Raw genomic sequence first — 19,886 nt, 5'->3', positions numbered from 1 at the left:
GGGTCGCGGCTACAAGCCTTGTCAAATTCTGTTTTTCCTTCATCCTTGCGGGCTTATTGCAGCGTGCCCACGGAGATGTATCGATGTCCTCAGTCAACCGGTTCTGGCGTCTGGCCAAACTGCCGCTGGCAGTCAGCCTGGCCTCTACGTTTACCGGGTCCGCCTGGGGCGTGAGTTTTAACTTCGGTGCGATTGAAGGTCAGATTGACTCCGAGCTGTCGATAGGTGCCAGTTGGTCGACCGCCAAAGCGGATCACAACTTGATCGGCGCCAATAATGGTGGCCAGGGCCACTCGCAAATCTCTGACGACGGGCGCCTGAACTTCAAACGCGGTGAAACCTTCTCGAAGATCGTGACCGGCATGCACGGGCTTGAGCTGAAATACGGCGATAGCGGCCTGTATGTGCGGGGCAAATACTGGTACGACTTTGAGCTGCAGGACGACAGCCGTCCTTTCAAGTCCATCAGTGACAGCGGTCGCAAAGCCTCGGCCCAATCGGCGGGCGCACAGTGGCTCGATGCGTTTGTCTACCATAACTATGCAATTGCCGATCAGCCCGGTGCGGTGCGCCTGGGCAAGCAGGTCGTCAGCTGGGGCGAGTCAGCCTTTATCGGTGGGGGGATCAATGCAATCAACCCCACGGACGCGTCGGCTTATCGCCGGGCGGGTACCGAATACAAAGACGGCCTGGTGCCGGTCAATCTGTTTTACGTCTCGCAAAACCTGACCGACAACCTGTCGGCCGAAGCTTTTTACCAACTGGATTGGGAGCAGTCCGAGGCGGACAATTGCGGGACGTTTTTCTCGCAGTCCGACGTGATTGCCGACGGTTGCTCCGGTAATTATCGGGTGATGAGCAAGCGCTCGGCGCTCGATGTAGCGGATCTTGCGGCATTGACCTCGGCGGGTGTCGACGTCAATGAGGAGGGCGTGCTGGTGCGCCGGGGGGCTGATCGCGATGCACGAAACAGCGGGCAGTTCGGCGTGGCCATGCATTATGTATATGAGCCGCTGGACACCGAGTTCGGAGCTTATTTCATCAATTACCACAGCCGTGACCCGATCATCAGCGCCGGTGCTGCGCCGCAGTCAGCTTACAACGCCGCCTCGGCATCCGGGGGGCTCGGGTCGATGATCGTGGCGGGCAACTCCAGTTACTACGTTGAATACCCGGAAGACATCCGGTTGTATGGCCTGAGCTTCGCCACCACGTTATCCACAGGCACTCGCTGGAAAGGCGAATTGAGCTACCGTCCCAATGCCCCAGTGCAAATCAACAGCAACGATTTGCTCTACGCCAATGTGACCCTGCTGCCCGGCCTGGCAGGTGCCTCGCCCCTTGGCGTGAGCCCCGGCGCCGACCTGCAGGGATACCGGCGCAAAGAGGTGAGCCAGTTCCAGACGTCGCTGATCCATGTGTTCGACAACGCCATGGGGGCCAATCGCCTGACCCTGATCGGTGAGGCGGGGGTGACGTACGTCGGTGGCCTGGAAAGCGGTTCCGAGCTGCGCTATGGCCGTGACCCGGTGTTTGGTTCGGGTGGCAATGAAGGTTTCACCACGGCCACCTCTTGGGGTTACCGGGCGCGCGCCGTATGGGAATACAACAGCGTGTTGCCCGGCATCAATCTCAAGCCGGTTCTGGGCTGGTCCCATGATGTCAGTGGCTATGCCCCGGGGCCCAACGCCACCCTCGAAGAAGGTCGAAAAGCCGTTACCCTCGGCCTTGACGGGGAATACCAGAGTACTTACACCGGTAGTTTGTCCTACACCAACTTCTTCGGCGGACGCTACAACACCCTCAGTGATCGCGACTTTGTGTCGATGAGCGTCGGGGTCAAGTTTTGAAACGTCCTGCACAGATTCGGAAGCCTCGATCATGAACACATCCCCTGCACTCATCCGCGAAACCTTCCCCGTCGGCCCTTTGCAGTGCAACTGCACGATCATCGGTGATCCGGTGACGAAAAAGGCGATTGTGGTCGATCCGGGCGGCGATCATGAATTGATTCTGGCGCGGCTCGAGAAGCTGGGGCTGCGGGTGGTGAGCATCATTCATACCCATGCCCACCTGGACCATTTCCTGGCTTCGGGCCAGCTCAAGGAAAAAACCGGCGCGACCCTGCACTTGCACAAGGAGGACCAGTTTTTGTGGGACAACCTGGAGATGCAATGCGGCTTGTTTGGCGTGCCTTATACGCCGGTGCCGCCGCCAGACCGCTGGCTGGCCGATGACGAGGAGCTGGCCTGCGGCTGCGGGGTGGCGTTGCACACCCCGGGGCATACACCCGGCTCGATGAGTTTCTGGTTTGCCGAGGCCAAGCTGCTGATCGCAGGGGACACGCTATTTCGCCGCGGGGTAGGGCGTACCGATTTGTGGGGTGGCGATCAGGCGACTATCGTTCGTTCTATCAAGCAGCGGCTGTACACGCTGGACGAAGAGGCAACGGTGGTTGCAGGTCATGGCCCTGACACGCGTCTTGGCGATGAAATGCGTGAAAACCCTTTTGTGCGTGCCTAAGTAAAGCCGCCAGGGAATTTTTACCGCTGGTCGTGTTCAAACGCCAATAAAGGTCCATTGCCAACGACCTTTGCCCCTAGAAAGACAGATCAGGAGCTACACCATGTTCATTTCGCGTCGTTTGATCGTTGCCGCAAGTGCTGTTGCATTGCTGGCGGGCTGCGCCTCGCCTAATCCTTATGACAACAGCCAGGGCCAAGCCTCAACGGGCATGAGCAAGACGGCCAAGTACGGTGGTCTTGGAGCGTTGGCCGGTGCACTGGCCGGTGCGGCGATTGACCATGACAACCGTGGCAAGGGTGCGCTGATCGGCGCTGCCGTAGCGGGTCTGGGGGCTGCCGGTTATGGCTACTACGCGGACAAGCAAGAAGCTGAATTGCGCGCCAGCATGGCCAACACCGGGGTTGAGGTTCAGCGTCAGGGCGACAACATCACCCTCGTGATGCCTGGCAACATTACCTTTGCCACCAGCTCGGCCAACATCGCCCCAAGCTTCTATCAGCCGCTGAATAACCTGGCGAACTCGCTGAAGCAGTTCAACAATCAAAACCAGATTCAGATCGTGGGTTATACCGACAGCACGGGTAACAACAACTACAACATGCAGCTTTCACAGCAGCGTGCGCAGAGTGTAGCGACCTACCTGACGTCGCAAGGTGTGAGCGGTCAGTACCTGACCGTTCGCGGTGCCGGTCCCGCTGACCCGATCGCGAGCAACGCAACAGCTGACGGCCGTGCGCAAAACCGCCGCGTCCAGATCACGCTGGCTCCGATCCCGGGCATGCAGTACCAGCAGAACGGCCAGGTTCAGCAGTACCCGTAAGGCTTTGACGTGATCGTCTAGCGGTTGCCGAAGGCTACATCCCTTGGGGCAACCGCTGTAAATCGATTCACGACTCAACAAAAAGCCCCGCGATCCTTGCAGATCGCGGGGCTTTTTGTTGAACGCTTAACTCAAGAGTTACTTCTTAAGACCGTAATGCTCGTCGAGCATCCCGGGGGCGTTCGGGGTTTTTGGCGCGTAGTCCAATGGAGGCTCGGCGCTGTGTGGCGGTGTCAGGCGCTCGCGATGAGGTTGTGGCACGTCAGAGTGCAGCGCTGCCAGCAGGCGTTGGCGAGTTTGCTCGTCCAGGGCCAAACGGTTGGCGCCCTCGGCAAGGTGTTCTTGCACATCCTGATAGCTCTGAGTGAGTTTTTTCACCAGATTTGCCGTGGTGTTGAAGTGGGTAACCACTTCACTTTGATAACTGTCAAAACGTTCCTGGATGTCGTCCAGCTGACGCTGCGTGCGGTTAGGCGCGGCATTCGGCAGCAGACGAGCGACCAGAAAACCAATGGCGACACCGGCAACCAGGGCTAGGGTCGGCAACAACCAAATTAAGAGCGAGTGTTCCACGAGTCCTTCCTCTATAAACGGCTTTGCTTTACGTTAACGGCTCGGACCTGCGCTGTATACCGCGATGCACTCGCAAATATGTCAGACAGAATCTATCAGCTAGACGAGTCGACCCAATTTGAGGTCACGGAGTTCCTTCTTGCTTACCCGCGAAACCCCTGTAGAAATTGCCGGCCCGGTCGGTCCACTGGAAGCCTTGTACCTTGATTCGCCTGCGCCACACGGCCTTGCACTGCTGTGTCACCCTAATCCGGTGCAGGGCGGAACAATGATGAATAAAGTGGTTTCGACCCTCCAGCGCACGGCCCGTGATGCTGGCCTGAGCACCTTGCGGTTTAATTACCGTGGCGTCGGCGCGAGTGCCGGCAATCACGATATGGGCACCGGCGAAGTCGATGATGCATTGGCCGCTGCACACTGGCTGCGTGCCCGGCACCCTGATTTGCCCATCACCTTGCTGGGTTTTTCGTTCGGCGGGTTTGTTGCCGCCAGCCTTGGCGGACGTCTCGAGGCTCAGGGCGAAACCCTGGCACGCCTGATCATGGTCGCTCCGGCGGTCATGCGCTTGCGCGACGAAGATGCATTGCCCCTGGCGTGTCCGTTGACGGTTATCCAGCCAGAAACTGACGAAGTGATCGATCCTCAGCTGGTCTATGACTGGTCAAACGCGCTGACGCGTCCCCATGAGCTGCTGAAAGTGGCAGAATGCGGACACTTTTTTCACGGCAAGCTACCTGAACTCAAAGAGTTGGTGGCGCCACGCCTTTCGAATTGATTGCAGCCTGATAAGCGATTACCCATGACCACTCGTACCCGTATCCTCACCGGTATTACCACCACCGGTACGCCGCACCTGGGCAACTACGCCGGGGCCATTCGCCCAGCGATCGTCGCCAGCCGTGACAGCAATGCCGACTCGTTCTACTTTTTGGCCGACTATCACGCGTTGATCAAATGCGATGACCCGCTGCGCATTCAGCGCTCGCGTCAGGAAATCGCTGCGACCTGGCTGGCGGCCGGTCTGGATGTCGAGCGCGTGACGTTCTATCGCCAGTCAGACATCCCTGAAATTCCTGAGCTGACCTGGTTGCTCACCTGCGTCGCGGCCAAGGGCCTGCTCAATCGTGCCCACGCTTACAAGGCGTCGGTCGACAAGAACCTGGACAACGGCGAAGACCCGGATGCGGGCATCACCATGGGGCTGTACAGCTACCCGGTGCTGATGGCGGCGGACATCCTGATGTTCAATGCGAACAAGGTGCCGGTAGGGCGTGACCAGATCCAGCACGTCGAAATGGCCCGCGACATCGGCCAGCGCTTCAACCATCTGTTCGGTAACGGCAAAGAGTTCTTCGCCATGCCTGAAGCATTGATCGAAGAAAGCGTGGCCACCTTGCCTGGTCTTGATGGCCGCAAAATGTCCAAAAGCTACGACAACACCATCCCGTTGTTCAGCAGCGCCAAGGACATGAAAAGCGCGATTTCGCGGATCGTGACCGACTCCCGTGCGCCGGGCGAAGCCAAAGATCCTGATAACTCGCATTTGTTCACCCTGTATCAGGCATTCTCGACGCCTGAGCAATCGGCCGAGTTCCGTGGCGAATTGCTGCAGGGGCTTGGCTGGGGCGAAGCGAAGGAGCGTCTGTTCAAGCTGCTGGACGGCGAGCTGGGTGAGTCCCGTGAGCGTTATCACGAGCTGATGTCGCGCCCTTCGGACATGGAGGACATCCTTCAGACCGGCGCACAAAAAGCGCGCAAGCTGGCTACCCCGTTTTTGGCTGAGTTGCGTGAGGCCGTTGGCCTGCGCTCGTTTGTCAGTGAAGCCCGGGCGGCCACTACGGCCAAGAAGAAAGCAAGCAAGGGCCCGCGTTTTGTCAGCTTCCGCGATGAAGACGCCAGCTTCCGCTTCCGCCTGCTGGCTGCTGACGGCGAGCAACTGCTGCTGTCACGCAGCTTTGCCGATGGCAAGGCAGCCGGCCAGGTCACCAAACAGCTGCAAGCAGGTCAGCCTCTGGATGTGCGCACCGAGGCGCTGAGCTTCAGTGTCTGGCTGGATGATGCATGCGTGGCCGACAGCCCGGCCTTTGCCGATATGGCGGCGCGTGATGCGGCAATCGAGACGCTGCGTCTGGCCCTGGTGCCCGCGCAAGACTGAGAAAGTGCGACGTTTCGTCTCAGGTTTGATTGCCATTCCTCAGGGCCGTCGCTACAGTGGCGGCCCGTTTTTGTTGCCTTGCTAACGAATTATGACGCCTCTAGAACGATACCAAGCTGATCTGAAACGCCCGGACTTCTTCCATGATGCCGCGCAGGAAAACGCTGTGCGCCATTTGCAGCGTCTGTACGAGGACCTGGTTGCAGCTTCGCAGAGCAAGCCCGGCCTGTTCGGCAAGCTGTTCGGCAAAAAAGAACAGGCCCCGGTCAAGGGCCTGTATTTCTGGGGAGGTGTTGGCCGGGGTAAAACCTATCTGGTCGATACGTTTTTTGATGCCTTGCCGTTCAAAGAGAAGGTTCGTACGCACTTCCACCGCTTCATGAAGCGTGTGCACGAAGAGATGCGCACCCTCAATGGCGAAAAGAACCCATTGACCATCATTGCCAAGCGTTTCTCCGATGAGGCGCGGGTGATTTGTTTCGATGAGTTCTTTGTGTCGGACATTACCGACGCCATGATCCTTGGCACGTTGATGGAAGAGCTGTTCAAAAACGGCGTTACCCTGGTGGCCACGTCGAACATCGTGCCGGACGGTTTGTACAAGGACGGCCTGCAGCGTGCGCGTTTCCTGCCGGCGATTGCGCTGATCAAGCAGCACACTGAAATCGTCAACGTCGACAGCGGCGTCGACTATCGGTTGCGCCATCTGGAGCAGGCCGAGCTGTTCCACTTTCCGCTCGATGAAGCAGCCGAAAAAAGCCTGCGTGAGAGTTTCAAAGCGTTGACCCATGATTCCGGTCGAGTGGTTGAGGATGATGCGCTGATCATTGAAAATCGCACCATTCGTGCGCTTCGTACCTGCGACGACGTGGCCTGGTTCGACTTCCGGGAGCTCTGCGATGGCCCGCGCAGCCAGAACGACTACATTGAGCTCGGCAAGATTTTCAATGCCGTGATCCTCAGCGGTGTCGAGCAAATGGAAGTCAAGACCGACGACATTGCTCGCCGCTTCATCAATATGGTCGACGAGTTCTATGACCGTAACGTCAAGCTGATCATCTCGGCTGAAGTCGAACTTAAAGACCTCTACAAGGGTGGGCGCCTGAACTTCGAGTTCCAGCGCACCCTCAGCCGCTTGCTGGAAATGCAATCCCACGAGTACCTGACACGGGCGCACAAGCCGTAGTCGGAACGCTGTAAAAAAAGGCCTGCATTGCAGGTCTTTTTTTGGTCGTGATACAGGGTGCGCCAGCAGGCTTACGCTGCCTGCTGGAACTGTTGCCGGTATTGGTGGGGCGAGAGCTCGGTGTGTTGGCGAAACAGCCGTGCAAAGAAGCTGGCGTCGTCGTAGCCCACGTCATAGCTGATGGTCTTGATGCTCTTGCGGGTTGCCGAGAGCAGGCCTTTGGCGGTTTCTATGCGCAGGCGTTGCAGGTAGTGCAAGGGTTTGTCGCCGGTAGCGGTCTGAAATCGGCGCATGAAATTGCGGATGCTCATGCCGTGATCGCGGGCCACGTCTTCGAAGCGAAACTTATCCGCCAGATGGTCTTCGAGCCAGTGCTGGATCTGCAGGATGATCACGTCCTGATGCAGTTTTTGCCCGCCAAAACCGATACGTCCGGGGGTGTAGTTGCGCTGAACCTCGTACAGGATGTCACGGGCCACGGCCTGGGCAATATTGGCGCCGCAGAAGCGCTCGATCAAATAAATGTACAGGTCGCAGGCAGACGTCGGGCCGCCCGCGCAGTACAGGTTGTCTGCATCGGTCAGGTGTTTGTCCTGATTGAGGTAAACCTGTGGATAGCGCTGGGCGAAAGAGCTGAAAAAGCGCCAATAGGTCGTGGCTTCCTTGCCGTTGAGCAGTCCGGCCTCGGCGAGCCAGAAGACCCCGGTGGCTTCTGCGCACAGGACGGCGCCACGGGCATGTTGTTCGCGCAGCCACGGCAGGATTTGCGGGTAGCGCTGGCACAGGGTGTCAAAATCGTCCCAAAAGGCCGGGAGGATGATGATGTCGGTGTCTTCCAGGCCGCCGTCGACGGGAAGTATCACATTGCTGAAGCTGCAGACGGGTTGGCCGTCCGGGCTGACCAGGCGTGTTTCGAACGTTGGGCACAGGCCTTGGCCCAATTGTTTGCCATGACGCAGGCTGGCGAGATGAAAAAAGTCCTTGGCTTGCATCAGGGTTGAAGCGAACACCCGATCGATAGCCAAAATGCTGATGCGCCGCAAGGGCGTGGGGAGTGAGTTAGACATTATTTGATTATTCTTATAGGTGAAATTGGTCAACTGATGGCTGGATCGTCTTATTATTTTGCGGGCGTGTCTAGGGGGAAGATGTTGTAGTCGCTGCCGCAGGTTGCCAGACGACCCTAAGGGGCTTCAGCAACAGGCCTGCTGTGCAGGCCATTGCCGTCTGGCAGCAGCGGTTACAGGGGGAGGAGGTCAAGGCGCCGGGTTGGGCTGGCCTTTGTGAATCGCTTCGATACCTTCCAGTACTTCATCCGACAGGGCCAGGTTGAAGCTGTCGAGGTTGCTTGCGAGCTGCTGCATTGACGTTGCACCAATGATGTTGCTGGTGACGAACGGTTGTCGCGTGACATAGGCCAGGGCCATTTGTGCCGGATCCAGTCCGTGTTCGCGCGCCAGTGCCACATAACGCTCGCTGGCAGCCACTGCCTGCGGGTTGGAATAGCGCGAGAAGCGGCTGTAGAGGGTCAGGCGGCCTTTTGCCGGGCGGGCGCCGCCATCGTACTTGCCGGAGAGCATGCCGAACGCCAGCGGCGAATAGGCGAGCAGGCCGCATTGTTCGCGAATGGCGATTTCGGCCAGGCCGACTTCAAAGCTGCGGTTGAGCAGGTTATAGGGGTTCTGGATAGAAACTGCGCGCGGCCAGCCCCGGCTTTCGGCCAGTTGCAGGAACTTCATGGTGGCCCACGGGGTTTCGTTCGACAGGCCGATGTGGCGGATTTTCCCGGCCTTCACTTGCTCATCCAGCGCTTCGAGAGTGTCTTCCAGCGGGGTGAAGGTCTCTTCGGCGTTATGTTTGTAGCCCAGCTGGCCAAAGAAGTTGGTGCTGCGCTCGGGCCAATGCAGCTGGTAGAGGTCGATCCAGTCGGTTTGCAGGCGCTTCAGGCTGGCGTCCAGGGCTTGAACGATATGGGCGCGATTGTGTTTGAGCTGGCCGTCGCGGATGTAGTCGATACCATTGCCGGGGCCCGCAATCTTGCTCGCCAGAACCCAGTCGGCACGGTCGCCCCGAGCCTTGAACCAGTTGCCGATGAACCGTTCGGTGCTGGCATAGGTTTCTGCTTTTGGCGGCACCGGATACATCTCGGCCGTATCGATGAAATTGATCCCGGCATTTTTGGCGTACTCGATTTGCTCAAAGGCTTCAGTCTGGCTGTTTTGCTCGCCCCAGGTCATGGTTCCGAGGCCGATTGCGCTCACTTTCAGATCGGTGCGGCCTAGCGTGCGATAGTCCATCGGATGCTCCTTTGATTAAAGAAACATAAAAGCAGGTTGTATTTTTTTTCGCAATCTGCATAATTGCCGACCTCTTTCTGCAGTGGAAGTGATGCCCCGCCTGCCGAAGAATCTTGCCGTTGAACGGACGCGCTGACCCGAGCCCCCGATAGCGTCTGTATCCGGCTGCCTTTGACTTGTCAAAGTACGCACTATTCAGTAAGATCCGCCGTCTAATTTACAGGGCGGCCCCTGAGGCTATAAAGAATGAAAACTTTTACTGCTAAACCGGAAACAGTTAAGCGCGACTGGTTTGTCGTCGACGCTGCCGGCCAGACACTGGGTCGTCTGGCCACCGAAATCGCTAGCCGTCTGCGTGGCAAGCACAAGCCTGAATTCACTCCGCACGTTGACACCGGTGACTACATCGTTGTTATCAATGCCGAGCAGATTCGTGTCACTGGTGCTAAAACCTCTGACAAAATGTACTACTCTCACTCCGGTTTCCCGGGCGGGATTAAGTCGATCAACTTCGAAAAGCTGATCGCCAAAGCTCCTGAGCGCGTGATCGAGACCGCGGTTAAAGGCATGCTGCCTAAAAACCCGCTGGGTCGCGACATGTACCGTAAGCTGAAAGTCTATGCGGGCGCTGCTCACCCTCATACTGCTCAGCAGCCCCAAGAACTGAAGTTTTAACGGAATAGTTCATTATGTCGGCGACTCAAAACTACGGCACTGGCCGTCGTAAGACTGCAACCGCACGCGTTTTCCTGCGTCCGGGTACTGGTAACATCTCCATCAACAACCGCTCCCTGGATAACTTCTTCGGTCGCGAAACTGCCCGCATGGTAGTTCGTCAGCCGCTGGAATTGACTGAGACTGTCGAGAAGTTCGACATCTTCGTTACCGTTATCGGCGGTGGTGTAAGTGGTCAAGCTGGCGCAATCCGCCACGGTATCACTCGCGCCCTGATGCAGTATGACGAAACTCTGCGTGGCGCTCTGCGCAAAGCAGGCTTCGTAACTCGCGATGCTCGTGAAGTTGAACGTAAGAAAGTCGGTCTGCGTAAAGCGCGTAAGCGTCCGCAGTACTCGAAGCGTTAATTCGCAGCTTCGTTCAAAAGCGCCCAGTCTCCTTCGGAGCTGGGCGTTTTTTATGGGCGGTACTTTTTGTCTGTGACAACTTGCCACATCTGTCTAGTGCCTATACTACAAGGCTTGTAGCCGACCGAGAGCGGTAATTACCTTGTCAGAGTAGGGGCTTTTCATTACCATTCTGCAAAATTTTTATAAGTTCAGATTTTTACTTAGTAGACGCCTGATTTAACAGGCCACAAAGCTGATGGGAGAGGACTGAATGAGCAATGACGGCGTAAATGTCGGCCGGCGTCGCTTCCTCGTAGCAGCCACATCCGTGGTAGGTGCTGCAGGAGCGGTGGGGGCTGCGGTCCCGTTCGTGGGGTCATGGTTTCCCAGTGCCAAGGCGAAAGCCGCAGGCGCACCGGTGAAAGTGAATATTGCCAAGGTCGAGCCAGGTCAGCAGATGATTGCTGAGTGGCGTGGTCAGCCGGTATTCATCGTACGTCGCACCGAGGAGATCCTGGCAAACCTGAAGAAGATTGAGGGACAGCTTGCTGATCCTGATTCCAAGCAATCTGATCAGCCTGCTTACGTGAATCCAGAGTTGCGGTCGATCAAGCCAGAGATTTTGCTGCTGATCGGTATTTGTACCCATTTGGGCTGCTCGCCAACATTCCGTCCCGAAGTGGCTCCTGCCGATCTGGGTAAGGATTGGGTCGGTGGTTATTTCTGTCCTTGTCATGGTTCGCACTATGATTTGGCTGGCCGTGTTTACAAGGCCCAACCAGCTCCGTTGAACCTGCCAGTACCGCCCTACTACTATGAGACGGACAACATTGTTGTCGTTGGCCTCGATGGGGAGAACGCGTAATGAGCAAGTTCATGGATTGGATTGATGCCCGCTTCCCCGCCACAAAAATGTGGGAAGACCATCTCAGCAAATATTACGCTCCGAAAAACTTCAACTTTTTCTACTTCTTTGGCTCCCTCGCATTGCTCGTTCTGGTTAACCAGATCGTCACCGGTGTGTGGCTGACCATGAGTTACACGCCGTCGGCAGAAGAGGCCTTTGCTTCTGTCGAATACATCATGCGTGACGTCGAGTACGGCTCCATTCTGCGCCTGCTGCACTCCACGGGAGCGTCGGCATTCTTTATCGTGGTTTACCTGCACATGTTCCGTGGCTTGCTCTACGGCTCATACCAGAAGCCGCGGGAGCTGGTCTGGCTGTTTGGCATGATGATCTATCTGGCCCTGATGGCTGAGGCCTTCATGGGCTATCTGCTGCCATGGGGTCAAATGTCCTACTGGGGCGCCCAGGTGATCATTTCGCTGTTCGGTGCGATTCCGGTTATCGGCAACGACCTGACGCAGTGGATTCGTGGTGACTACCTGATCTCCGGCATTACCCTGAACCGCTTCTTTGCCCTGCACGTAGTGGCCTTGCCGATCGTGATCCTGGGGCTGGTGGTGCTGCACGTTCTGGCCTTGCACGAAGTCGGGTCCAACAACCCGGATGGCGTGGACATCAAGAAGCACAAAGACGAAAACGGCGTACCGCTGGACGGCATTGCCTTCCACCCGTACTACACCGTGAAAGATATCGTCGGTGTTGTTGTGTTCCTGTTTATCTTCTGCTCGATTGTGTTTTTCTTCCCGGAAATGGGTGGTTACTTCCTGGAAAAACCGAACTTTGAGCAGGCGAACGCCTTTAAGACGCCGGAACACATTGCGCCTGTGTGGTACTTCACGCCTTTCTACGCGATCTTGCGTGCGATCCCGGACAAGCTGCTGGGGGTCATTGCCATGGGCGCTGCGATTGCCGTGCTGTTCGTGCTGCCGTGGCTAGACCGCAGTCCTGTGAAGTCCATGCGCTACAAAGGCTGGATGAGCAAGATCTGGCTGTGGGTGTTCTGCATCTCGTTCGTGATTCTGGGTGTGTTGGGTGTATTGGCGCCGACCCCGGGCCGTACGCTGTTGTCACAGGTCTGCACGTTCCTGTACTTCGCCTACTTCATTCTGATGCCGTTCTACACCCGGCTCGAGAAGACCAAACCGGTTCCGGAAAGGGTGACTGGCTGATGAAAAAGCTATTTGCGGTGTTGATGCTCGCTGTTATGCCTGTGTTGTCCTTCGCTGCCGAGCAGGGTGTACAGCTCGACAAGGTCGATATTGATGTGTCGGACAAGGCAGCCATGCAGGACGGTGCGCGTACCTTTGCCAACTATTGCATGGGTTGTCACAGTGCCAAGTTCCAGCGTTACGAGCGTGTGGCTGATGATCTGGGTATTCCTCACGAGGTCATGCTCGATAATCTGGTGTTCACGGGCGCCAAAATTGGCGATCACATGAAGATCGGCATGCAGTCCGACGATGCCAAGGCATGGTTCGGTGCTGCACCGCCTGACCTGACGCTGGTGGCCCGTGTCCGGGGTACAGACTGGCTTTACAGCTACCTGCGCGCGTTCTATGAAGACCCGTCACGGCCTTGGGGCGTGAACAACAAGGTCTTCCCGAACGTGGGCATGCCTAACGTTCTGGCGCCGCTGCAAGGTCGCCAGGTTGTAGGTTGCAAGCAAGTACAGATCGTCGAAGACGGCAAGAAGCAGTATGATCCGTTGACTGGCACGCCTTTGACACATGAAGCGTGCGACCAACTGACAGTTCTGCCGAAAACCGGCGCGCTGACTGAAGAGCAGTTCGATGAGAAGATCAAGAATCTTGTGACCTTCCTGGCCTATTCGGCTAACCCGGTGAAGCTGGAGCATCAGCGAATCGGTACTTACGTTCTGCTCTACCTGGCTTTCTTCTTTGTATTCGCTTATCTGCTCAAGCGCGAATACTGGAAAGATGTGCACTGATATCGTTACACGCATTGCTGTTAATCGTGCGCGCCCGAGGGTGTCTCTGAAAAGGTAACAGTGCAGGACAAGTGGCAGGATGGGGCAAACGCCCCTGACTGCCCGGATTCTGCGGTTATCGGGGACGTTCCTTGGGCGTGTTCGTTTTTCCGCTCCTGATAATTTCAACAAGCGAGGAGGACCGCCATGGGCGTGACCAATCGGTTGGCCTGTTACTCCGACCCCGCCGACCACTATTCCCACCGAGTACGTATTGTGCTCGCAGAGAAAGGTGTCAGCGCCGAGATCATTAGTGTGGAGGCGGGCCGTCAGCCGCCGAAACTGATCGAAGTGAATCCCTACGGCAGCCTGCCAACCCTGGTCGATCGTGACCTGGCGTTGTGGGAATCTACCGTGGTGATGGAATATCTGGATGAGCGCTATCCACACCCGCCATTGTTGCCGGTTTACCCGGTGGCGCGTGCCAATAGCCGCTTGCTGATCCATCGCATCCAGCGGGACTGGTGTGCGCTGGTGGATCTGATTCTGGATTCGCGCACCAAGGAGCCTGCCCGGGTGCAGGCCCGCAAAGAGTTGCGAGAGAGTTTGACCGGCGTTTCTGCATTGTTTGCCGACAAACCTTTTTTCCTCAGTGATGAGCAAAGTCTGGTCGACTGCTGCCTGTTGCCGATACTCTGGCGCTTGCCTGTTTTAGGTATTGAATTGCCGCGGCCGGCCAAGCCGCTGCTTGACTATATGGAGCGCCAGTTTGCGCGTGAGGCTTTCCAGGCGAGTCTGTCTGGTGTCGAACGCGATATGCGCTAAGGCTTTAGGAGCCCTTGATGAATTCAAGTCGACCTTATCTGGTGCGTGCGCTCTATGAGTGGATTGTGGATAACGATTGCACTCCGCACATGCTGGTTAATTCTGACTACCCGAAGGTCCAAGTGCCTCAGGGTTTTGCCAGTGACGGGCAAATTGTCCTGAATGTATCGCCCGCCGCCGTGCGCCAACTGCACATGGATAACGACGCTGTAAGCTTTGAAGGTCGTTTTGGTGGTGTGCCGCACACGCTGTACGTGCCTATGTCGGCGATTCTGGGGGTTTACGCCCGTGAGAATGGTCAGGGTATGGTGTTCGACCTGGAAGAGTCCCTTGAGGATGATGACGAGGTTGAGCCGGATGATGATGGGCCGCCATCAGGGACTGAGCCACCAAGACCTACGGGTCGGCCAAGCCTGAAAGTGGTCAAGTAATAAAAAAGGCGACCTGCAAGGGTCGCCTTTTTTTTGTGTCTGCAGAATCCGTTGTCAGTCGATGTACTCGAACAATTTAACGATCTTCTGCACGCCGGAGACGCCCTGCACCAGGTTGGTGGCGCGAGTGGCTTCCTGTTTGGTTACCAGGCCGAGCATGTAGACGATACCGTTTTCGGTGACGATCTTGATGCGTGAGCCGGGAATCGCATTGTCGGTCAGCATTTGGGTTTTGATCTTGGTGGTCAGCCAGGCGTCGTTGTTACGCGCCAGGATCGAGGAGGGGGCGATGACCTGCAGTTCGTTGTTAACCTTTTTTACCCGCTGGACAGCGGCTGCAGCCTGCTCGGCCTGTGCCTTGAGGTCGGCGCGCGGGGTTTGTCCTGCCAGCAGCACGATCCCGTTGTAGCTGGTGACGACGATGTGCGAGGCGGTGTCCAGGTCGGGGTTGGCCTTGGCAATGTTCACCGCGACTTTGGTTTCAATCAGGGAGTCGTCAATTTTGCTGCCGAACGTGCGGGTGCCGCGATCGTCTTCAATCGGCGCGTCGCGGGTGGCGGTCAGTACCGAGCTGCAGCCGGTGGTGAGGCCGAGGCACAGCGTCAATGCCATTAGGCTAAGGCGATTAAAAGTCATTCTTCACTCCCGAACAGTTGACTGTCGATCAGATCGCACAAGCAATGGATCGCCAGCAGGTGGACTTCTTGGATGCGTGCAGTGACATTGGACGGGACGCGGATCTCCACGTCTTCAGGCAATAGCAGTGAAGCCATGCCGCCGCCATCGCGCCCGGTCATGGCGACCACGATCATTTCACGATCATGTGCCGCCTGGATGGCTTGAATGATATTGGCCGAATTGCCGCTGGTGGATATGGCCAGCAGCACGTCACCGGGTTGACCGAGTGCGCGAATCTGTTTGGAAAAAATTTCGTTGAAGCTGTAATCGTTGGCGATCGAGGTGATCGTCGAGCTGTCAGTGGTCAGCGCAATGGCGGGCAAGCTGGGGCGCTCCCGCTCAAAGCGGTTGAGCAGCTCGGATGAAAAGTGCTGGGCGTCACCTGCAGAACCGCCATTGCCGCAAGAAAGCATTTTGCCTTCGTTGAGCAGGGCGTTGACCATCACTTGGCTGGCCTGCTCGATGTGGGGTGCAAGAACGTCCATCGCCTGCTGCTTGGTGTCGATGCTGGCTTGAAAAAGCTGGCGAATCCGGGATTGCATGTCCATCTATGTGACCTTAAGTAGGGCGGCTGGTCGGGCGTGATCCAGGTATTCCTGAGTGACTTCCCGGCACAAGAATGTGCAGCCCGCAAAGCAAAGCAAAATCGTTTTAAAAAGGGTGCTGGAATCTGCCTTGCAGCGGTTTAGCTGTCAAAGGCATTCCGTAGCCAGTTCAAGTGAGGTGTTGCGCTGTCCATTGTGACGACATCAAAGCGGCACGGGCTGTTGGCCCAGCGCGGCTCACGCTGCAAAAAATACTGGGCTGCGAGTATCAGCTTTTGACGCTTGCGGGCGTCAATGCTGGCCAGCGCGCCACCCCATTGTGCGTGTTGCCGGTAACGAACTTCGACGAATACTACTGTATCGCCGTCAAGCATGACCAGATCCAGCTCGCCACGCTTGCAGAGCCAGTTCTTTGCCAGTAGACGTAAACCTTGTTGCTCAAGATGCCGTAGCGCCAGGCGCTCGGCATCCTTGCCAGTCTGCTGGCGTGAGCTGTCGGGCATCAGTCGCGCGTGTCGGGCAGGCGTTGAATCTGGCCGTTCACGAACTCGGCCCATGGCAGCTGGCGCTCGACACGTTGGGTCGGGCTCATGCTGAGGCTGCCGGACAAACCGTCTACCCGAGTACCAGGCAGGGCTTTCAGTTGGCCCAGGCTCGGCGTCAGGCGATAGGCGTCAATGCCCATTGCATAAAGACGGCCCAGGCTGCCCCCGGCTTGTGGCCATTGGGCCGAAACTTGCTGGCGCAACGGATTGGCGGGTTCGAGCAGCCACGGTGTTTCACAAAAACGGACGCCATTCATGTCCTTGTACTGGTTCAGGTCGCCGCTGGCGCTGAAAACGTGGGACGTTGCGTAAACAGGCAGGTCACCGGCGTACTGGTAGTTCAGGGTCGGCTTGATCTGCTGGGCTTGCTGGGGGGTTGCGGCCAGGAAGATGAACTCCAGATCCTGGCGGTGTGAAGGCTGTTCTGCGCCCGACTTGCCCGCGTTGCGCAGTTGAACCAGCTCGGCAACCTGTTGTGCCAGTGCCACGGGTTTATCAATGTATTCAATGCCGACGATGGTGCCGCCGCTGGCTTCCCATTCCTGGCGGAAGGCCTTGAGTACGCGCTCACCCCATTCGCCCTTGGGTACCATGGCGCCAGCGCGTGTCAGCCCGTCAGCGTGTGCGCGACGGGCCACTTCGCGGGCTTCGTCTTCAGCGGCCAGGCCAAACTGAAACAGCTGTGCCGGGCCTTGTGTGCCCTCGCTGTAGTTCAGGGCCAGGGTTGTGATCGGCAGTTGCGAACGGCTGTTGAGCTGCTTGACCAGAGGCTTTTCCAGGGGGCCGACCACCAGTTGCACGCCGTCGGCCTGGGCCTGGCGGTAGAAGTCATCCAGCGAGGTCAGGCGCGAGCTGTCATAGAACTGAATGCCCGGCGGATTTTGTCCGGCCTGTTGCGCCTGGTAATGCGCGGCCATGAAACCATCGCGCAAGGCTCTGCTGACAGAAGCCAGCTGGCCGCTCTGCGGGAGCAGCAGGGCGATTTTGGTCAGCGGTTGGCTAGCCAGCTCCTTGAGCTTGACCAGAGGAGTTGGCAATTGGATAGCTGCCGGGTGAGCCGGGTTTTGCATGCGCCATTGATCAATGGCGTTCTGCTGATCTTGCAAGGTGCCAGCACTCTTGACTGTCAGGGCCAGCGACATCCAGCCACCCAGCACGTCATTGCCCTGAGGCTGTAGCTGGTCGACCGGCAGCGCTGCAACCAGTGCCCAGATGGCTTCATTGTTCTGGGTGGCTGCATCGCCAGTCAGATGGGGAGCCATGGCTGCACGTTCGCGCGCGCTGGACAGGAGCTGGTCGTCGGCTTCGAATGCACGCGCATGAACAGTGTGTGTGCGCACTTGCAAGTCGGTCGGCAGTTCATTGACGCGTGACAGGCTTGGGTGGCTCAAGGCGGTCAATGCCGCTTTGGGGTCATTGCGGCTCATTGCCAGCTCGGCTGCCAGAGTACTGGCAAATACCTGTTGAGCGGGCTTGAGTTGATCCAGGGGGACTTGTGCCAGGATCTGCTGCGCGCGTTCGTTGTTCTGTTGGCGAATGGCAAGATCTGCGGCCGAGAGGCGCAGTAGAGCGGCCTTTTCCGGATTTGAGGTTTCCGACGCTTGCTGGAGCAATTGCTCGAGGCTGGCGTCTGGAGTCCGTGGGAGTTCGCCAAGGCTGGACGAGGGCGAGCTGGCGCAAGCCGCCAGCAAGGCAGCAAGGCAGAGGGCAGTGAACAGCCGCAGGCAAGCGATCATGTAGTGTTCCTGTTACTCGATCAAATAAGTGGGGAAGTGTACCCAAGCACTGGCCCGGGCGCGATGTTACAGGTGATAAAGCTGAATATTAGATGTGATATGCGGGGTGTGACTGTGAAAGTTTGCAGATAAGCGTTCCCGTTCATGCCGGGTGAGTGCGTTCAACAGGGCGCTACGCGCTACAATGGCGCCTTTAACTCTTATGAGGTGCGCGTTTTGACTGCTCCAGGTAATTTGAATTCCGTTGTCGGCTCACTTTATGTGGTGGCCACGCCCATCGGTAACCTGGACGACATCAGTGCGCGTGCACTTAAAGTGTTGCGTGACGTCTCGCTGATTGCGGCCGAAGACACTCGGCACTCCCTGCGGTTGCTGCAACATTTTGGTATTTCTACCCCGCTGGGTGCCTGCCACGAGCACAACGAACGCGATGAGGGCAGTCGGTTTATTCAGCGTCTGTTGGCGGGCGAAGATGTTGCGCTGATTTCTGATGCCGGTACGCCGTTGATCTCGGATCCTGGCTATCACCTGGTGCGCCAGGCGCGAGCGGCCGGCGTGCAAGTCGTGCCCGTGCCGGGTGCGTGCGCCTTGATTGCTGCGTTGTCTGCAGCGGGCCTGCCATCTGATCGTTTTATCTTTGAAGGGTTTCTGCCGGCCAAGGCCGTCGGACGCCGTTCACGTCTGGAATTACTCAAAGAAGAGCCGCGCACACTGATTTTTTATGAGGCGCCTCACCGTATTCTTGAGTGCCTGCAGGATCTGGAACTGGTGTTTGGTCCTGAGCGCCCGGCACTGCTGGCGCGTGAGTTGACCAAAACCTTCGAAACGCTGAAGGGTTTGCCCTTGTCCGAGTTGCGGGCTTTTGTCGAAGGTGACAGCAATCAGCAGCGCGGAGAGTGCGTGGTTCTGGTTGCCGGGTGGACCCCTCCTGAAACAGATGACGTCGTTAGTGCCGAAGCCATGCGTATTCTCGACTTGTTACTTAAAGAGATGCCGCTCAAGCGTGCGGCAGCACTTGCTGCCGAGATCACCGGCGAACGCAAGAATGTTTTGTATCAAGTGGCGCTGGAAAAACAAAAGCAGGCTGATTGATCTGATCCATTAGTGGCATTTTGATGTTGAGTGATCTTTACGCGTGCTTGTAAAGGCTTTAAGTCGGGTGATTGAAGATGCCATCCGGCTTTTAATGCTTGTTCTATACACGCTGTACAGTTAATCTTTGCGGCGGAGAGTCGATTGGACAGTCGCTGCCCTCTATGAAAATTAGGGGGGGGAGGAAAGTCCGGGCTCCATAGGGCGAAGTGCCAGGTAATGCCTGGGAGGCGTGAGCCTACGGAAAGTGCCACAGAAAATAACCGCCTAAGTGCTTCGGCACCGGTAAGGGTGAAAAGGTGCGGTAAGAGCGCACCGCACGACTGGCAACAGTTCGTGGCTAGGTAAACCCCACTTGGAGCAAGACCAAATAGGGTTCCAAGGCGTGGCCCGCGCTGGAACCGGGTAGGTTGCTAAAGATGTCCAGTGATGGCCATCGTAGACGAATGACTGTTCACGACAGAACCCGGCTTACAGATCGACTCTCCACCTTATTTCCTCTGCCTGCGCTGCAGGCAGATTGCTATATGAAAGACTCGCTTTATCCCCCTCGTTAAACCTCGCTAGAAAAAGCCTCTG

At 57.3% G+C, this 19,886-nt stretch carries 21 protein-coding genes and 1 other RNA gene; 15 read left to right on the top strand and 7 right to left on the bottom strand.

Features of this window, described 5'->3' with window-relative positions; all coding sequences use genetic code 11:
- Nucleotides 1–83: 83 nt before the first annotated feature.
- The 3 genes from AWM69_RS13240 to AWM69_RS13230 all read left to right on the top strand — a co-directional run bounded on the left by AWM69_RS13240 (nt 84) and on the right by AWM69_RS13230 (nt 3,346).
- Nucleotides 84–1,850 (top strand): DUF1302 domain-containing protein, encoded by a 1,767-nt coding sequence (locus AWM69_RS13240; protein WP_218727110.1) that lies wholly within the window; start codon nt 84–86, stop codon nt 1,848–1,850.
- A 31-nt stretch (nt 1,851–1,881) separates the two neighbouring features.
- Complete coding sequence (locus AWM69_RS13235; RefSeq protein WP_048378173.1) at nt 1,882–2,523, top strand: MBL fold metallo-hydrolase; 642 nt, start codon at nt 1,882–1,884, stop codon at nt 2,521–2,523.
- Between the two features lie 103 nt (nt 2,524–2,626).
- Nucleotides 2,627–3,346: an OmpA family protein gene (locus AWM69_RS13230; RefSeq protein WP_131652206.1), complete on the top strand. Its 720-nt coding sequence runs from the start codon at nt 2,627–2,629 to the stop codon at nt 3,344–3,346.
- A gap of 138 nt (nt 3,347–3,484) precedes the next feature.
- On the opposite strand, the gene AWM69_RS13225 is transcribed toward AWM69_RS13230, so the two are convergent.
- On the bottom strand, nt 3,485–3,919 hold the full coding sequence (locus tag AWM69_RS13225; protein ID WP_048378171.1) for a YhcB family protein: 435 nt from the start codon (nt 3,917–3,919) through the stop codon (nt 3,485–3,487).
- Between the two features lie 139 nt (nt 3,920–4,058).
- Between AWM69_RS13225 and AWM69_RS13220 the strand changes: the two genes are divergently transcribed.
- The 3 genes from AWM69_RS13220 to zapE all read left to right on the top strand — a co-directional run bounded on the left by AWM69_RS13220 (nt 4,059) and on the right by zapE (nt 7,260).
- On the top strand, nt 4,059–4,694 hold the full coding sequence (locus tag AWM69_RS13220; protein WP_131652207.1) for an alpha/beta hydrolase: 636 nt from the start codon (nt 4,059–4,061) through the stop codon (nt 4,692–4,694).
- 24 nt (nt 4,695–4,718) lie between these two features.
- A complete protein-coding gene (locus AWM69_RS13215; RefSeq protein ID WP_218727108.1) occupies nt 4,719–6,074 on the top strand; it encodes a tryptophan--tRNA ligase in 1,356 nt (451 codons plus the stop codon).
- A gap of 91 nt (nt 6,075–6,165) precedes the next feature.
- On the top strand, nt 6,166–7,260 hold the full coding sequence (gene zapE, locus AWM69_RS13210) for a cell division protein ZapE (RefSeq protein ID WP_131652209.1): 1,095 nt from the start codon (nt 6,166–6,168) through the stop codon (nt 7,258–7,260).
- 71 nt (nt 7,261–7,331) lie between these two features.
- Here zapE and AWM69_RS13205 read toward each other — a convergent pair whose 3' ends face one another.
- Together AWM69_RS13205 and AWM69_RS13200 are read right to left on the bottom strand one after the other, a co-directional pair.
- The gene (locus AWM69_RS13205; RefSeq protein WP_218727134.1) at nt 7,332–8,252 is read right to left on the bottom strand and encodes a GlxA family transcriptional regulator; all 921 of its coding nucleotides are present in this window, start codon (nt 8,250–8,252) and stop codon (nt 7,332–7,334) included.
- 264 nt (nt 8,253–8,516) lie between these two features.
- Nucleotides 8,517–9,557 (bottom strand): NADP(H)-dependent aldo-keto reductase, encoded by a 1,041-nt coding sequence (locus AWM69_RS13200; protein ID WP_218727106.1) that lies wholly within the window; start codon nt 9,555–9,557, stop codon nt 8,517–8,519.
- Nucleotides 9,558–9,803: 246 nt separating this feature from the next.
- Here AWM69_RS13200 and rplM point away from each other — a divergent pair, with 246 nt between their 5' ends.
- The 7 genes from rplM to AWM69_RS13165 all read left to right on the top strand — a co-directional run bounded on the left by rplM (nt 9,804) and on the right by AWM69_RS13165 (nt 14,711).
- Nucleotides 9,804–10,232, top strand: coding sequence for a 50S ribosomal protein L13 (gene rplM / locus AWM69_RS13195; RefSeq protein ID WP_019408582.1), 429 nt, complete (start codon nt 9,804–9,806; stop codon nt 10,230–10,232).
- A 14-nt stretch (nt 10,233–10,246) separates the two neighbouring features.
- Complete coding sequence (rpsI, locus tag AWM69_RS13190) at nt 10,247–10,639, top strand: 30S ribosomal protein S9 (RefSeq protein ID WP_047273763.1); 393 nt, start codon at nt 10,247–10,249, stop codon at nt 10,637–10,639.
- Nucleotides 10,640–10,892: 253 nt separating this feature from the next.
- Entirely contained in the window at nt 10,893–11,486 is a 594-nt protein-coding gene (gene petA, locus AWM69_RS13185) for a ubiquinol-cytochrome c reductase iron-sulfur subunit (protein WP_048378165.1), read from the top strand.
- On the top strand, nt 11,486–12,697 hold the full coding sequence (locus AWM69_RS13180; protein ID WP_048378164.1) for a cytochrome bc complex cytochrome b subunit: 1,212 nt from the start codon (nt 11,486–11,488) through the stop codon (nt 12,695–12,697). The genes petA and AWM69_RS13180 overlap by 1 nt, the downstream gene beginning before the upstream one ends.
- Complete coding sequence (locus tag AWM69_RS13175) at nt 12,697–13,476, top strand: cytochrome c1 (RefSeq protein WP_131652212.1); 780 nt, start codon at nt 12,697–12,699, stop codon at nt 13,474–13,476. Before AWM69_RS13180 ends, AWM69_RS13175 begins: the two co-directional genes overlap by 1 nt.
- Before the next feature lie 186 nt (nt 13,477–13,662).
- Nucleotides 13,663–14,280, top strand: a complete 618-nt coding sequence (locus AWM69_RS13170; RefSeq protein WP_016779514.1) for a glutathione S-transferase N-terminal domain-containing protein — start codon at nt 13,663–13,665, stop codon at nt 14,278–14,280.
- Between the two features lie 17 nt (nt 14,281–14,297).
- Nucleotides 14,298–14,711: a ClpXP protease specificity-enhancing factor gene (locus AWM69_RS13165; RefSeq protein WP_131652213.1), complete on the top strand. Its 414-nt coding sequence runs from the start codon at nt 14,298–14,300 to the stop codon at nt 14,709–14,711.
- Between the two features lie 54 nt (nt 14,712–14,765).
- Here AWM69_RS13165 and AWM69_RS13160 read toward each other — a convergent pair whose 3' ends face one another.
- The 4 genes from AWM69_RS13160 to AWM69_RS13145 form a co-directional block, all read right to left on the bottom strand.
- Nucleotides 14,766–15,347 (bottom strand): BON domain-containing protein, encoded by a 582-nt coding sequence (locus AWM69_RS13160; protein ID WP_131652214.1) that lies wholly within the window; start codon nt 15,345–15,347, stop codon nt 14,766–14,768.
- Nucleotides 15,344–15,937, bottom strand: coding sequence for a phosphoheptose isomerase (locus tag AWM69_RS13155; protein WP_048378160.1), 594 nt, complete (start codon nt 15,935–15,937; stop codon nt 15,344–15,346). Before AWM69_RS13155 ends, AWM69_RS13160 begins: the two co-directional genes overlap by 4 nt.
- Before the next feature lie 137 nt (nt 15,938–16,074).
- Complete coding sequence (locus tag AWM69_RS13150) at nt 16,075–16,437, bottom strand: YraN family protein (protein ID WP_131652215.1); 363 nt, start codon at nt 16,435–16,437, stop codon at nt 16,075–16,077.
- Nucleotides 16,437–18,215: a penicillin-binding protein activator gene (locus tag AWM69_RS13145; protein ID WP_218727104.1), complete on the bottom strand. Its 1,779-nt coding sequence runs from the start codon at nt 18,213–18,215 to the stop codon at nt 16,437–16,439. The genes AWM69_RS13150 and AWM69_RS13145 overlap by 1 nt, the downstream gene beginning before the upstream one ends.
- A gap of 216 nt (nt 18,216–18,431) precedes the next feature.
- Between AWM69_RS13145 and rsmI the strand changes: the two genes are divergently transcribed.
- Nucleotides 18,432–19,307 (top strand): 16S rRNA (cytidine(1402)-2'-O)-methyltransferase, encoded by an 876-nt coding sequence (gene rsmI / locus AWM69_RS13140; RefSeq protein ID WP_256930327.1) that lies wholly within the window; start codon nt 18,432–18,434, stop codon nt 19,305–19,307.
- A 136-nt stretch (nt 19,308–19,443) separates the two neighbouring features.
- Nucleotides 19,444–19,797: RNase P RNA component class A (gene rnpB, locus AWM69_RS13135), an RNA gene on the top strand.
- The last annotated feature ends 89 nt before the right edge of the window (nt 19,798–19,886 follow it).

Source organism: Pseudomonas sp. D1HM (assembly GCF_019266105.1).
Taxonomy (GTDB): Bacteria; Pseudomonadota; Gammaproteobacteria; order Pseudomonadales; family Pseudomonadaceae; genus Aquipseudomonas; species Aquipseudomonas taetrolens.
Note: the sequence above shows the minus strand (reverse complement) of the source record. Positions and strands in the feature narration are given on the sequence as shown.